The sequence below is a fragment of the Agrobacterium sp. LY4 genome (genome assembly GCF_001526585.1).
Classification (GTDB): domain Bacteria; phylum Pseudomonadota; class Alphaproteobacteria; order Rhizobiales; family Rhizobiaceae; genus Agrobacterium; species Agrobacterium leguminum.
This window is the reverse complement of record NZ_ASYA01000011.1, coordinates 84,949-98,745: the sequence shown is the minus strand read 5'-3', so window position 1 is coordinate 98,745 and position 13,797 is coordinate 84,949. Positions and strand designations below refer to the sequence as shown.

Sequence of the window (13,797 nt, the reverse complement as noted above, 5' to 3'; positions counted from 1 at the left end):
GTCAGCCTTTCGATTAGCCTTTGAGCCCGGTATGGGCGAGGCCTTCGACGAATTGTTTCTGCGCGACGATGAAGACGATGAGTACGGGAATGGCGGTCATCGTTGCGGCGGCAAGCTGGATGTTCCACATCGGTCCGCCATAGGCGTCGGTAAATTGTGTCAGTGCCTGGGGCAGAGTGAACCTGTCGGGGCTGGAAAGAAAGACGATGGGTTCGAGATAGAGGTTCCAGCTGCCGAGAAATGTGAAGATCGCAACGGCGGCCAGCGCCGGACGGGCAAGCGGCAGGGCGATGGTCCAGAATATCTTCAACCGGCCGAGGCCATCGACCCGCGCGGCTTCTTCCAGTTCCACGGGCAGGGAGATGAAGAACTGGCGCATGATGAAGGTGGCGAAGACCGCCGGCGCACCGAAGATCGGCACCAGGATCAGCGGCCAGTGCGTGTTGATCATGCCCCATTTGAGAAACACCGGAACAGCGGAACCAGCGTCACTTCGGACGGGATCAGCAACCCCACCAGCACCACCATGAAAATGGCGTTGGCGAAGGGGAACCTGATGCGCGCAAAGGCATATCCGGCCATTGAGGCCACTGCCATGGTGCCGATGGTGACGATTGCGGCGATATAGGCGGAGTTCCAGTATTGCAGCGCAAAGGGCTGTATTCTGAAAACGTCGGAGTAGGACGAAAAATCGAAGGCGCGCGGCCAGATATCCGGCGGAAAGGCAAATATCTGGCTGACGGGTTTGACCGACGACGTGACCATCCACCAGGTCGGAAAGACAAAGGGGACAAGCAGCACGCAGAGTATGAAATAGATCAGCGCCTGCGCGCGTGGGCTGAGTTCAGTTTTCATAGAATACGAACTTTCTGCGCAAGTGCCATTGGATGAAGGTGAGAGCGCCGACAATGACCAGCAGGATGATGGAGAGTGTCGAACCGTAACCGAAGAGGTAGAACTGGAAGGCCTGCTGATAGAGGTAATAAACGAGAACCGTCGTGGAAAAACCCGGCCCGCCCTGAGTGAGGATCATGATCTGCGCAAAGACCTGCAACGCGCCGACGATGGTGACGATGGAAGCGAGCAGGATCGTCGGGCTGATCATCGGCAGGGTAATGCGATAGAACTGCTTGAAGCGCGGCACACCGTCGACGCGCGCGGCTTCGAACAGTTCCCGCGGCACGCCCTGTAATGCGGCAAGAAACAGGATCATGTTGAGGCCGAGATTCTTGAGCGCCTGCACGACGATGACCGAGATCATCGCTGTCGTGGGATGGCGCAGCCAGTTGGGACCCTCGACACCGATCGTTTGCAGGAGGCCGTTGATGCCGCCATTGTTCTGCAGCAAGAAACTCCAGACGATTGTCCAGGCGACCAGCGACACCACCACCGGCGAAAAGAACAGCGTGCGGAACAGTGTCATGAAGGCGAGCTTCTGGTTCAACAGCAAGGCAAGCCCCAGTGCCAGGCTCATATTGAGCAGGGCAAGCCCGGCGGAGAACACGGCGGTCACGGCCATCACTTCGCCTATGGCCGGATCGCTGAGCAGCTTCTGGTAATTGGCAAGGCCGGTGAACCGGAAAGATCCCGCCAGCACGTTCCATTCATGCAGCGAATACCAGAAGACCAGTACCAGCGGAACGAGCACGAAAACGACGATACCGACGAGTTGCGGCGCGATGAACAGATAACCGGTGGCGGCGTCACGCCGCGCCATTGTCCAGAAACCGCGCCGGGCCTCTGTTTGCGCTGTTTGGAGGGCAAGCGTCATGGCTCTTCTTCCTTCTGCCTTTCGCATCCACCGGATGACTGCGAAGCGTCAATTGGCCGCCAGCAATGGGTCAAGACGGCTGCAAAGCGCTTGCAGGACAGCCGCGACATCGGCATCGGGTCGCCAGAGACCGTCGAGGCCAGCTCGAACAGTCTGTTGCAGCCGGGCAAAATTGAGAACCTGCTGCGTCGATTGACCGGTGGCGACGCCGCGAATGACTACGGCCTCTATCTGCTCGCGCGACAGCAATGGGTTGGCGGCCGCAAGCACATCGGCGGTGAGCAGACTTTGCCGTGCAGGCGGGAAAAAGCGCGCGAGCTTGGCTACATTGGGCTTGGAGGAGAAAAACGCCAGGAATTCCGCCGCGAGCTTGGGGTTTTTGCCGCTGGCCATGACGCCAATGCCTGCGCGACCTGTAACGGCATAGTCGCCGGCAGGCCCTGTGGGCAACGGCACGAGATCCCAGTCGAAGGCCTTGTCGCCTTTCGGCAGCAGCGATGCGCGGCTGATCTGGGTGGTCGTCATCGCCGCATCCCCGGCAAAGAAATCGGCCGAAACGCCAGGTCCCGGCATGGCTTTCTTCACGAAGATCGCATCGTGGATGAAGCGCATGGCGTCAACCATCTCCGGGCTGGCAAAAGCGCAGGACTTGGTATCCTTCGACCAGGGATAGGCATTCCAGCCGGTATAGACTTCGGCAAGATTCTCCCATGCTTTGTATTCAAAATCACGAATGATCAATCCCTGTTTGCCGGTCGTCGCGACTTTTGCCGCCGTCGCAATGGCATTGTCCCAGTTCCATTCGCCGGCGGCGATCATCTCGGCGGGCGTCTTTGCGCCTGCCGCCCGGATCATGTCGTTGTTGACGAAGACGCCGAAGGGCGATGTCGAGAACGGATAGAGATATTGTACCCCTTCATACGACCAGGCGGTGAGCGTTGCCGGGGGGAAGTCGCCCATGTCGTAACCTTCGGTATTGGCAAAGGTTTCGGTGAGGGGATAAAGCGCCCCGGCCGCCATGAAGTCGGGCGCGGTCGTGTCGAACAGCCAGGCCAGATCGGGCGGGTTGCCGCCGGCGATCTGGGTGGTCAGAGTGGTGGCATAGCCTTCGTAGGCAAGCGAATCGTAGGTGATCTTGACGCCGGGATGGCTCGCCTCGAACTCATCGGCGATCTCGTTGAACAGGGCCAGATGAGCTTCGTTGGCGCTCCAGATGGCCATCCGCAATTCCTGCGACAAAGCTGGCGAAACCAGCCCGGATGTGACCAGAAAACCGGCCACTGCAATTTTCACTATACTCCTGCGCATAATAATCCTCCCAGATTATACGTATTAGCTAGTAGCCGCGAATATCAGGCCAATGGCGCTCCACCCCTTGGCGTTCGATATGGATGTGGAATTTCGCCAGCCGTTTTTCGTCGGCATGCACGCCATGCGGGGTCTCGCCCTTGTCGAGGCAATAGGCGGCCAGCATGCCGGCCACTTCGCCGATGTTCCACTCGACCGGATGCAGCCTGTAACAACCATTGGTGATATGCGTGGTGCCGATATTCTTGGAAGCGGCCAGCAGGTTCGTTTTATGGCGGGGAATAAGAGCACCCAACGGAATTTCGAATGGGCAGGCGCCGACATCGATATAATTATCGCCGCCCGTCGAGGGGTGCAGGTCGATGCGGTACATGCCGATACCGATGCTGTCCGGGTAATGCACCGCGCCGCGATCGCCGCGCACCGCAAGCGACAGATCCTGCTCGACCACCGTGGTCAGGGCGCGAATGCGACGGCTTTCGCGTATATAGGGCGCCATAGCCAGGCCATGCTCCGTGCCGGTAATGTCGCCGCGCAGGCGCAGGCCCGGAAAGCCCTGGCCACCATCCGGGCGGGGCGCCTCGGTCTGCATCCAGTAGAACATGGAATAGGACAGGCTTGCCGCATCGGCCAGCCGCTCGGCATACTGTTCGGGGGTAACGTCGATGATCGGTGCCTCGAAATAATCGATCATCGGCCAGTTCACGAGGCAGATATCGCTGGCATAGGCGCCGGGCCGAAATGTATGGCGGGCAGCAATACGGCGGAATATCCACAGGCTCATATCGCCGGCGCTGTGACGCTGGTCGGCAACGTCGCGTGTTGCGTTGTCGACCGGGTTGGGATCGAAGAACCGGCGGCTGCGCTCCAGTGTCCGCGGATTGGGCGAGTCCCAGCTCAACAACGGGCCACCCCAGAATTCGGGGGCAACCTGACGCCAGTGGTCGTACCGGGCGGGTTTGTCGATCACATGATTGCCGTCAACCTGATCGACGGCGAAGCAGATCGAGACAGCCTGCTGATTGTGGGGTTGCGCCTCCGCCGGTGCGCTCGGCTCGCCGGTTTCGGATTGAGCCTCGAAACCCGTGACATAGTCGGTTGCGGTCAGCGGTAACAGATCGCCCAATTCGGTAGCGTCGATAATGTAGCGGGCCGAGCAGGAAATGAGATCGCCTGTAGTGCAATGGCGCAGCGTCACGGCCCGTACGGTGTCGCCGTCGGTCTCCGCGGCGATTGGTTCATAGGGCTTGAGGATGATCAGCTTGCCGCCGGCCGCGTAAGGGGCAAGCATTGCCTCCATCACCGCCAGCGAAACGCGTGGTTCGTGGCAGAGGCGAGATACATTGCCGTCACCGGGGTTGAGCGTCAGATCCGCCCGGGCGGCGTCCGTCAGCGGATAGTGGTCGCGGTAATATTGCCGCACACCCGTGCGCAGGGCGCGATAGCTGGCCGTGATCCCGAACTGCTCGACCCAGCTGTGCTCGTCGGGCGGCACGGCCTGGCTTGTCAGCTGGCCGCCAATCCAGTCGAACGCTTCTGTCAGGATAACGCTGCGGCCGTTGCGCAGGGCCCCAAGCGCCGCGGCCACGCCGCCAAGCCCGCCGCCAACCACAAGAATATCTGCATTGTATTCTCTCACGTCAGGTTCTCTTTCATTAAGTTGGGCCTTGATTTGGGGAGCCAAGCGTTTCGCCCGCCACGATGTCGCAGCCCAGCAGTATCTGCTTTACGGGGCCGGGGGGGTTGGTGAGGGTTTCGACTAGCATGGAGGTCGCCTGCCTGCCCATCTCTTCGCGGGGGATGGCATAGGAGGTGAAGACGCGTTGCGACCGGAGCGTATACGTGCGTGTGCCGCTGCCCAGCACCACGATGGAAAGATCGCCGGGGACGCTCACCCCCTGGGCGCGTGCCTGATTGTCGAAGACCACCGCTTCGGCCACTTCGGCAAAAAAAACGACGCTCGCTCCGCTGGCGCGAACGGCGGCCAGTTGCTCGGCCGGGTCGCCATTTTCGCTTTCGTGGGAATAGACCAGTTCCGCCGTGCCCTCGATTGCGGCGAGAAAACCACGCCAGCGGTCGCTGATGGATTCCGCCGGGCCCGTCGCGCCGATAAAGGCGAAGCGGCGATGGCCGGCGACAAGCGCCTCTCGGACAAGAGCATGCGTGGCTGTCACGTAATCCGCGCCAACATAACGCACCGGCCCGCCGGCGTCGTCACGACGACCGACTGCGACATAGGGATAGTCACCGGCAACCAGCTGGGCCAGTTCATCGCGGTCGAACTGACTGCCCAGAATCAGGCATCCGTCTGCAAGTCGAAGCCGCCCCGTTTCCCCGAAGATACGCTTGCGCCCGTTGTCGTCGCGCGCCGCAGCCGTCATCAGCAGAAGGTCGTAGCCCAACCTCTCCGCTTCCTCCTCTATCCCCATCAGAAAAGGCGTGTAGAAATCCGCCTGCGCAATCGGGAAAGCCGGCTGATAGGTGAAAACACCCAGAATCCGATTGGCGCCCTTGACCATGCTGCGCGCAATGGGGTCCGCCACATAACCCGTGTCCCGAATGGCCTTCAGCACACGCTCGCGCGTCTCAGGCGGAATGCGACCTTCAGCGGATTTCGCCTCGTTGAGCACGAGCGAAACCGTCGCCTGGCTGACCCCCGCGAAGATCGCAATGTCCCGTTGCGTCAAGCGCCTAACCATCGAAACCTCGTTTCCTGCCGACTGCTAATTCGTATTAGCTGCTTATGCGTATAAACAAGGTTTGCGAGAGGATGTCAAGAGTGAGGTACGCCGCGAGGATGTGTTGGTTCCGGCACGGGGCATGGTGCCGCTATAGGCGGCACGCGAAATTGCAAGATGCTTGCTGAATGACTCTCGTGAGAGATGTGAAGAAAATTTTCGCTGCTTTTGGCAAACGCCGTCGGGCCTCGATCTATTGCCAAACTCTATCCCGGATACGCTCAGAAACGAGTGATACGATCTGGGGATCACAGCTGATTTTGATTGATAATAAAACCAGGTTGCACTTACCCGTCGCGTTGATGCTAATATTCGCACATGGGATTCGGGGTTTTCATTCATCGGTTAGATTCAATCTACGACGACAGTCCGGCGGAGCAATATCAGTTTCCGAGCCAATATCTCGGACGTGTGCAAGCCTGCGTCGGCGATTGGATCATTTATTACGAGCCGCGCAAGGTTGTCGCGACGCGTGGTTATTTTGCTGTCGCCAAAGTAGCCGAAGTCATTGCCGACCCCAAGGCTTCCGGGATGTATCTGGCTTTGATCGAGCCAGGAAGCTACCTCGACTTTGTCAATCCTGTTGCGTTCGGTGGGCAGGATGGAATTGTCGAGCGCGGGTTGCTGAATGATGAGGGCCGGATTTCCGGCCGTGCGCAGGCGGCCGTGCGCTCGATATCATCGGCAGATTTTAATCGCATCGTCTCTATTGGATTGGCGGAGCTTGAAGTGGAATTACCGCGGCTTGGTGAGCCGGAGGAAACGGGAGGCCCACTGGCGTTCGAAGACGAGCCTCAGACGCCCTTCGTCTTGGAGGAAGAGCGGGAGCGTGTCACGATGCTCTCTTCGCGCCTTGTTCGAAACCGCCTGTTTCGCCGGCTGGTTTTGCAGGCTTATGACAAGAGATGCGCAATTACAGGCCTGAAGCTTATCAATGGCGGCGGGCGGGCAGAAGTTGACGCTGCGGACATACGTCCTGTCGAGGCAAATGGTCCCGACATCATAAGCAACGGTATCGCCCTTTCAGGCACGGCTCACTGGATGTTCGACCGCGGGCTGATCGGCCTGTCCGATAGCCTCGAAATTATCGTTTCCCGCCAGGCCAATGATCCGGAAAGCATTTTTCATCTGATCAACAAGTCTGGCCGGGCAATCGTGCCAGCTAGGCCGTTCGAGAGGCCTCATCCACATTTCTTGCAATGGCATCGGGAGAACTGTTTTAAGGCCTGAGGCTCGGTGCGTGCAATCTGGAGGTTACTGTTCATCGCCCGTTCGGCAGGGCTAGGTCAGATATCGTAGACCTATTTGGTGCAGACCAAAGCGGTCTGCGCTACGTAGTGCCGGACCGGCAATCCATTTCATTGTCTATGTCACCGGAGTGCGCCTGCGAGCCGGATACAATTCATGAAAGCCGGAAAAGTTCCGAGACAGAGGGCGGTCTAAAAGCCGGTTACGGGCAACAATAAATTACAAAATCTTCATTGCAGGTCACTCATTCTGAAGCTTAGATTTTATCGGGGGGAGAAATGAGAGAGCAATGTCGAACCTGGGTAGCCTCATATCCCTTTTTGTCTTCGCGATAGGCATTTTCGCCTTCTATCGATGGATGTCGGATGGCATCGGCACGGAAAACAGGAAGTCGGAATCGAGATGGTGAGTTTTTCGGTCCCGACAGATACCGCAGTATCCGAGATAAGAAACCGGGTGACAAAAATCATCGGCGAGCAGCTCGGAATAGCTGATGATAAAATAGTCGATACAGCTGATTTTTCCGAAGATCTGAATGCCGATTCGCTTGAGGTCGTTCAGATCGTCATGGAGATCGAAGAGGAATTTGGCATCGAAATTCCCGATGCTGCCGCAGACAGTCTTTCCACTGTCGGTGATGCCATTCGCTTCATTCAGTTGGCAACGACCTAGTCGATCTGGAAAGGGCGCGTTCGATATGGCGATAATCCATCCCTTCATATACTTTCTTCCCGCCGTTGTCGGCGCCTATGTCCTCTATAAATTCATCCTCTATTTGCTCGGCGCCGATTAGGCGCCGGCCATCGCTTCCGTGCCTTACGGCCCCGGTTTGCCTTGAAGCTCCCCGACGAGAAGCCGTATTCTCCATCCTACCGCATGAACTGAAATAAAATTCACATCATAAAATAAAATTCAAACAGCATTGACGGCCGCTCGGTTTCCGGCTATCCCAATTCGCATGCAATAAATTACATCGAATAAAATTTATTGCGGACTAAGTCATTGTCCTTGGGAGGGGAATATGTTGGCTTTTCTGAAATCGACCGCTGCCGCGGGTGTTTTAGCCGTGGCGATTGCCGCTGGTGCCGGTTCGCAGGCCACCGCTGCTGCGGGCAAATTTGCCTGCGAGCCGGGTGAGACCTATGTGATGAACGTCATGGTTTCCAGCCACCCCTATTGGGTGCCGGTCTTCGAGGGGTTCAAGCAGGCCGCAAAGGCGCTCGGCTGCGAGGCCGTTTTCACCGGCACCCCGGAATATGACATCACCAAGCAGATCGCATCTTTCGAGCAGGAACTGGTGAAGAAGCCGAAAGGCATCCTGCTGCACCCGATGCAGGCCGATCCCTTTATCGAACCGATCAACAAGGCGATCGGTTCCGGTGTGTCGGTGACGACTTTTGCGGCGGATTCGCCGAAGTCGAAGCGCACCGCCTATATCACCTCGGACAATGTCGCCGAGGCGAAATTCGCGGCCGATGAAATCGTCAAGAAACTCGGCGAAAAAGGTGAATATGCCGTTCTGGAAAATCCGGGACAGAGCAATCACGATCTGCGCGTCACCGCTCTCATCGACTATATGGGGCGCACCTATCCGCAGATGAAGCTGGTCGGTCGCCAGGCGACCAATCAGGATTCGAACCTTGCCTACCAGGCCGTTGGCGCCCTGTTGCAGGCCAATCCCAATCTGGGCGCCCTGTGGATTCCCGAAGCCGGTTCGGCCGAAGGCGCGACTGCTGCCGTTCTTGAGGCGAAGAAGAAGGTCCTGATCCTGCATGCGGATATCACCCCGGCCACGCTGGAACATATCAAGCAGGGCAATATCTACATGTCCATCAATCCCAATCAGGGCGTGCAGGGCTTCATGGGTTTCATGAACACGTTTCTGGGCGCCCATTCGGACCTGATCGACCCGTTCAACGACTACAAGGTTTCCGGCTTCAACCCGATGCAGGTTCCTTCGATGGACAATGGTTTCGCTGTCATCACCAAGGCGAACGCCGCTTCCTTCGATCTCAACGACTATATGAAGGGGCGCTGACGCGTCGCTCTGGACCCGGCGGGGTTTGCGCTTCGCCGGCCAAAAGGGGAAGCAGGTTCGGGAGGGCGTTATGGGTGAGGTTATCCTCAGCATGACGAATATTCACAAGGCGTTCGGCCCCGTGCGGGCGCTGCGCAATGCGGCACTCGAGTTGCGGCGCGGCGAAATCCATGCGCTGGCGGGTGAAAACGGCGCCGGCAAGTCGACGCTGATGCATATCATCGACGGCATTCTGCAGCCGGATGGCGGGGAAATCGTGCTGGATGGCAAACCGGTCAAGATATCCTCGCCCAATGCGGCGAACCGGCTTGGCATCGGTTTCGTGCATCAGGAGATCGCGCTCTGCCCGGAGATTTCGGTCGCCGAGAACATGTTTATGTCGCAGACGGGCCAAAGTCGCTCCTGGTTCATGAATTATCGCGATCTCGAAAAGCGGGCGGCAATTGTGCTGCGGGAAATCGGTGATATCGATCCCGCCCTCCGGGCCGGTGACCTGTCGATCTCGCAACAGCAGATCGTCGAAATCGCCAAGGCGCTGACACTCGATTGCCGCATCCTGATCCTTGACGAGCCAACGGCGGCCCTGACCGAAACCGAGGCCCAGACGCTTTTCAGGATCATGCACCGGCTGGCGGAACGGGGCATTGCCATCGTTTATATCTCGCATCGTATGGCGGAGATTTTCGAACATTGCGACCGCATAACGGTCATGCGCGACGGCTGTCATATCAGGACGGAGAATATTGCCGATATTTCCCCCGAGGAAGTCGTCAACAGCATGGTGGGACGGGTGCTCGACAAGCTCTACCCGCCAAAGCTTTCGGACGATGAAAAATCGGATGACGTCATTCTCTCTGTTCGGGGCCTGAACGAAGGAAAGCGGGTTTTCGATGTCGATTTCGATCTGCGCCGCGGCGAAATCCTGGGGCTTGCCGGGCTGATCGGTGCGGGCCGAAGTGAGATTGCCCGGGCGGTCTGCCGGCTGGAGGGGAAGCCGAGAGGCGAGGTTACGCTGCGCGGCCGGCCGCTGAGGCTCAAGGATTATCGCGACAGCATCCGCGAGGGGCTGGTCTATCTGTCCGAGGATCGCAAGGGGGATGGGCTTTTCCTCAATATGTCCATCGCCTCGAATGTCTCCGCGCTCGATATCGGCAGGGTATCGAACGGCATGGGCTTCATCGAACGGCGCAAGGAAATGAAGCGCGCCGATGAGTTGGGACGCCGGCTGAAACTTCGGGCGAACAGCATCGGCGATGCGGTATCAACCCTGAGCGGCGGCAACCAGCAGAAGGTGGCGCTGGCGAAGATGCTCTCGGTGGAGCCGGAGGTCATCTTTCTGGACGAGCCGACACGCGGGGTGGATGTGGGGGCGAAGGCGGAAATCCATCGCCAGATCAGGGAACTGGCGCGCGAGGGGGTCGGTGTGGTCGTCATATCCTCGGAACTGCCGGAACTTATCGGCGTCAGCGACCGCGTGCTGGTCGTGCGCGAGGGGCGGATCACGGGTGAGGTCGAGGGCGACGATATGACGGAGGAAAAGATCATGCAGCTCGCATCGATCAATATTGTGCATAGCCCGGAAAGGGCCTGAGGGAGCGGGAAAATGGCAACATCGGAAACACCTTCGGGCATAGCTGAGACGGCGGTTCGCCGCACCGCCTGGTGGGAGCCGGCGCTCAAGGCGCGGGAAACCGGGCTGATCGTCATCATCCTCGCGCTTTTTGCGGTGATGTCTTTCATATCCCCGTATTTCCTGACCGTGGACAATCTGCGGGCCATGGCCATGGTCTTCGCCATCGAAAGCATCGTCGTGGTGGGCATGACGATCCTGCTGATCTCTGGCGGTATCGACCTTTCGGTCGGCTCCGTCACCGCACTTGCGATGGTGGCGGCTGGCTGGCTGTTTCTCAATGGCGTCGACCCATGGGTGGCGGCGGGGCTGGCGATCTGCCTTACGACCTTGATCGGCATGGCCATGGGATTCCTGACGACGGTGATCGGTCTGCATCATTTCATCGTGTCGCTGGGCGTCATGGTGATTGCGCGCGGTGTGTGCCTGTTGGCGACGGGCGGGCGGCCGCTTGGGCTCTATTCCCTGCCGCCGGAATTCAAGTTCATCGGTCAGGGCGCGCTTGGCGGCATTCCACTGGTGCTGATCATCTTCGCGGTGGTGGTTGTTGCTTTCGATCTGCTGCTGCGACGCACGACCGCCTTCCGCAAGGTGTTCTATACCGGCAGCAATCCGAAGGCCGCGGCCTATTCCGGTATCCGCGTCGGCCGGGTGGTGTTTGCCACCACCACGCTTTGTTCGATGTTGTGCGGTGTTGCAGGCGTTATCTATATGGCCCGTTTCGGCTCTGCCCAGCCAAGCTTCGGCGTCGGCATGGAACTCAACGTGATTGCGGCGGCGGTCATCGGCGGCGCGAGCCTTTCGGGCGGCTCGGGCACCATTCTCGGCGCGATCCTTGGGGCGATCCTTCTTTCGGTGGTTTCCAGTTCGCTTGCCTTGCTCAATGTGTCTGTCTACTGGCAGGACATCATCAGGGGCAGCATATTGCTGACTGCGGTCCTGTTCGACCACTATCTGGTCAGGCGCCGCCGTTGAACGCCCTTCGCTCGCCCGAGGGTAACTGGAGAAAGACGACCATGCTGGATATCAAGGATGATTTCGATCAACAGAGACAGATGTATTCCGTCCTGGTGCTGCATTTCATCGAGGGTGTGAAGCAGTCGGAGATCGCCGAGCGGCTCAATCTTTCCCATACCAAGGTGAACCGCATGATTGCGGCCGGCCGCAAGGCGGGCATGGTGAAGATCACCATCGCCAGCCCCTATCAGAGGCTGGTGGACCTCGAAAACGAGATCACCCGCCGTTTCGGCCTCAGGCAGTCGGTGGTGACGCCGACGGTCTCCGATAATCCGGAAACCGCCTTGCAGATGGTGGGTCGGGTGGCCGCCAACCACTTGCTGGAAACCATTCGTGACGGCGATGTGATCGCGATTACCGGCGGCAAGGCGGTGAGTGCCGTTGTCGACAATCTGGAGGCGGAGCGCCGTTTCGATGTGCGGGTGGTGCCGCTGACCGGCGGCGTGCAGGGCAAGCACTATACGGATGTCAATCATCTCGCCACGCAACTGGCCGAGAAGCTCGGCGGCAGCGCATCGCTCATTCATGCGCCGCTGTTTGCCGAGGATGAGGAACAGCGCGACCTTCTGATGAATGTCGCATCGATCCGCGAGGTCTTCGATCTGGCCCGGCAGGCGCAGGTGGCGCTGGTCGGCATCGGCTCCGTGGAGGCTCCCGGCTCCGGCTATTACGATCTTCTGCCGGATGCGGCCCGTGGCGGGCAGGCGCTGGTGGACGCGGGCATTGCCGGCGAGTTTCTCGCCCATCTCACCATGGCGGACGGACAGCTGGCGCGCATCGATCTCAACTCGCGCGTGGTGGCGCTGGACCCCGGGCAGCTTGCCCGGTGCCCGAATATCATCGGTGTGGCGGCAGGCGCCATCAAGGCCGGACCGGTGGCGGCCACGCTTGCCGGCCGCTATCTGACCTCGCTCGTCGTGGACGAAGCGATAGCCGGCTATTTACTGGATCATGAAGGAAGGGAAACCGCGTGACGGACAATGCAATATTGACCCGGACGATCGGCAGAAGCGGCATCGGCGCATCCGCCGTGGGGCTTGGCACCTGGGCCATCGGCGGCTGGATGTGGGGCGGCACCGACGAGCGGCAATCCATCGCCGCCATCCAGGCCTCCATCGATGCGGGTATTTCCCTCATCGATACGGCACCGGCCTATGGCATGGGGCTTGCGGAAACCATCGTTGGCAAGGCAATTGCCGGCAGGCGCGAGAAGGTGGTGCTGGTCAGCAAATGCGGGCTGGTCTGGCATGTGAATGAGGGTGCCTATTTCTTCCATCAGGATGGCAAGCCCGTTCACCGTTATCTCGGTGCCGCTTCCATCCGGCACGAGGTCGAAGAGAGCCTGAAACGGCTCGGAACCGACTATATCGATCACTACGTGACCCATTGGCAGGACGCCACGACGCCGATTGCCGAAACGGTCGGGGCTTTGGTGCGGCTGAAAGAGGAGGGAAAGATCCGCTCCATCGGGGCAAGCAACGTCTCGCCCGGCGATCTCGAGGCTTATATCGCCACCGGCGCGCTGGATGCCATTCAGGAAGAATATTCCATGGTGAAGCGCGATATCGAGACGACGCTGCTGCCGCTTTGCCGAAAGAATGATGTCTCGGTCCTCAGCTATTCGTCGCTGGCGCTCGGTCTTCTCTCGGGCAAGGTCGGGCCTGAACGGGTCTTTGCGGAAGACGACCAGCGCCACGGCAACCCGCGCTTCAGCCAGGCGAACCGTCAGAAGATTGCGCAGTTGATGGGCGTGCTGGAACCGGTGGCGGCTGCCCACAGGGCTTCGGTCGCGCAGGTGGTGATTGCCTGGACGATTGCGCAACCGGGCATAACATTCTCGCTCTGCGGCGCGCGCGATCCGGCTCAGGCGGTTGAAAACGCTGCCGCGGCACGTCTTCGCCTCACTGCGAGTGAGCTGGCGCTCATCAGCGCCGGTGTCGCGGAGCATCTTGTGGGGCTCGATACCTGATTATGTAGGCTGAGACGGGACTTCAGGCAAACAGCGCATCATTTTCGTCCCGTCTCTCACGTCGCTTTAAACGGTCAA

Annotated in this window: 11 protein-coding genes and 1 pseudogene; 7 read left to right on the top strand and 5 right to left on the bottom strand. The window is 59.3% G+C overall.

Going from position 1 to position 13,797, the window contains the following annotated elements:
- Positions 1 to 13 precede the first annotated feature (13 nt).
- The 5 genes and pseudogenes from L904_RS28610 to L904_RS10705 form a co-directional block, all read right to left on the bottom strand.
- Positions 14 to 855 (bottom strand): annotated as a pseudogene (locus tag L904_RS28610) (carbohydrate ABC transporter permease).
- Positions 845 to 1,771 (bottom strand): carbohydrate ABC transporter permease, encoded by a 927-nt coding sequence (locus tag L904_RS10720; RefSeq protein ID WP_035264967.1) that lies wholly within the window; start codon positions 1,769 to 1,771, stop codon positions 845 to 847. Before L904_RS10720 ends, L904_RS28610 begins: the two are co-directional and overlap by 11 nt.
- Positions 1,772 to 1,819: 48 nt before the next feature.
- Complete coding sequence (locus L904_RS10715) at positions 1,820 to 3,079, bottom strand: ABC transporter substrate-binding protein (RefSeq protein ID WP_035264965.1); 1,260 nt, start codon at positions 3,077 to 3,079, stop codon at positions 1,820 to 1,822.
- Positions 3,080 to 3,107: 28 nt separating this feature from the next.
- On the bottom strand, positions 3,108 to 4,718 hold the full coding sequence (locus L904_RS10710) for an FAD-dependent oxidoreductase (RefSeq protein ID WP_035264964.1): 1,611 nt from the start codon (positions 4,716 to 4,718) through the stop codon (positions 3,108 to 3,110).
- Positions 4,719 to 4,734: 16 nt separating this feature from the next.
- Positions 4,735 to 5,778, bottom strand: a complete 1,044-nt coding sequence (locus L904_RS10705; protein WP_035264962.1) for a LacI family DNA-binding transcriptional regulator — start codon at positions 5,776 to 5,778, stop codon at positions 4,735 to 4,737.
- A 357-nt stretch (positions 5,779 to 6,135) separates the two neighbouring features.
- Here L904_RS10705 and L904_RS10700 point away from each other — a divergent pair, with 357 nt between their 5' ends.
- The 7 genes from L904_RS10700 (at position 6,136) to L904_RS10670 (ending at position 13,719) form a co-directional block, all read left to right on the top strand.
- Positions 6,136 to 7,047 (top strand): HNH endonuclease, encoded by a 912-nt coding sequence (locus L904_RS10700; protein WP_035264959.1) that lies wholly within the window; start codon positions 6,136 to 6,138, stop codon positions 7,045 to 7,047.
- Positions 7,048 to 7,467: 420 nt separating this feature from the next.
- Positions 7,468 to 7,737 carry an acyl carrier protein gene (locus L904_RS10695; RefSeq protein WP_035264957.1) on the top strand — a complete coding sequence of 90 codons (270 nt, stop codon included), beginning with the start codon at positions 7,468 to 7,470 and terminating at the stop codon, positions 7,735 to 7,737.
- Between the two features lie 349 nt (positions 7,738 to 8,086).
- Positions 8,087 to 9,103 carry a substrate-binding domain-containing protein gene (locus L904_RS10690; RefSeq protein ID WP_035264955.1) on the top strand — a complete coding sequence of 339 codons (1,017 nt, stop codon included), beginning with the start codon at positions 8,087 to 8,089 and terminating at the stop codon, positions 9,101 to 9,103.
- A 70-nt stretch (positions 9,104 to 9,173) separates the two neighbouring features.
- Positions 9,174 to 10,694 (top strand): sugar ABC transporter ATP-binding protein, encoded by a 1,521-nt coding sequence (locus L904_RS10685; protein ID WP_035264953.1) that lies wholly within the window; start codon positions 9,174 to 9,176, stop codon positions 10,692 to 10,694.
- A 12-nt stretch (positions 10,695 to 10,706) separates the two neighbouring features.
- The gene (locus tag L904_RS10680) at positions 10,707 to 11,708 is read left to right on the top strand and encodes an ABC transporter permease (RefSeq protein ID WP_035264951.1); all 1,002 of its coding nucleotides are present in this window, start codon (positions 10,707 to 10,709) and stop codon (positions 11,706 to 11,708) included.
- 41 nt (positions 11,709 to 11,749) lie between these two features.
- Positions 11,750 to 12,724, top strand: coding sequence for a sugar-binding transcriptional regulator (locus tag L904_RS10675; RefSeq protein ID WP_035264950.1), 975 nt, complete (start codon positions 11,750 to 11,752; stop codon positions 12,722 to 12,724).
- Positions 12,721 to 13,719, top strand: coding sequence for an aldo/keto reductase (locus L904_RS10670; RefSeq protein ID WP_035264947.1), 999 nt, complete (start codon positions 12,721 to 12,723; stop codon positions 13,717 to 13,719). The genes L904_RS10675 and L904_RS10670 overlap by 4 nt, the downstream gene beginning before the upstream one ends.
- The last annotated feature ends 78 nt before the right edge of the window (positions 13,720 to 13,797 follow it).

Coding starts and splice junctions, on each gene's coding strand:
- L904_RS10680 (WP_035264951.1), top strand. CDS start 10,707: ATGGCAACATCGGAAACACCTTCGGGCATAGCTGAGACGGCGGTTCGC.
- L904_RS10700 (WP_035264959.1), top strand. CDS start 6,136: ATGGGATTCGGGGTTTTCATTCATCGGTTAGATTCAATCTACGACGAC.
- L904_RS10715 (WP_035264965.1), bottom strand. CDS start 3,079: ATGCGCAGGAGTATAGTGAAAATTGCAGTGGCCGGTTTTCTGGTCACA.
- L904_RS10705 (WP_035264962.1), bottom strand. CDS start 5,778: ATGGTTAGGCGCTTGACGCAACGGGACATTGCGATCTTCGCGGGGGTC.
- L904_RS10685 (WP_035264953.1), top strand. CDS start 9,174: ATGGGTGAGGTTATCCTCAGCATGACGAATATTCACAAGGCGTTCGGC.
- L904_RS10690 (WP_035264955.1), top strand. CDS start 8,087: ATGTTGGCTTTTCTGAAATCGACCGCTGCCGCGGGTGTTTTAGCCGTG.
- L904_RS10675 (WP_035264950.1), top strand. CDS start 11,750: ATGCTGGATATCAAGGATGATTTCGATCAACAGAGACAGATGTATTCC.
- L904_RS10695 (WP_035264957.1), top strand. CDS start 7,468: ATGGTGAGTTTTTCGGTCCCGACAGATACCGCAGTATCCGAGATAAGA.
- L904_RS10720 (WP_035264967.1), bottom strand. CDS start 1,771: ATGACGCTTGCCCTCCAAACAGCGCAAACAGAGGCCCGGCGCGGTTTC.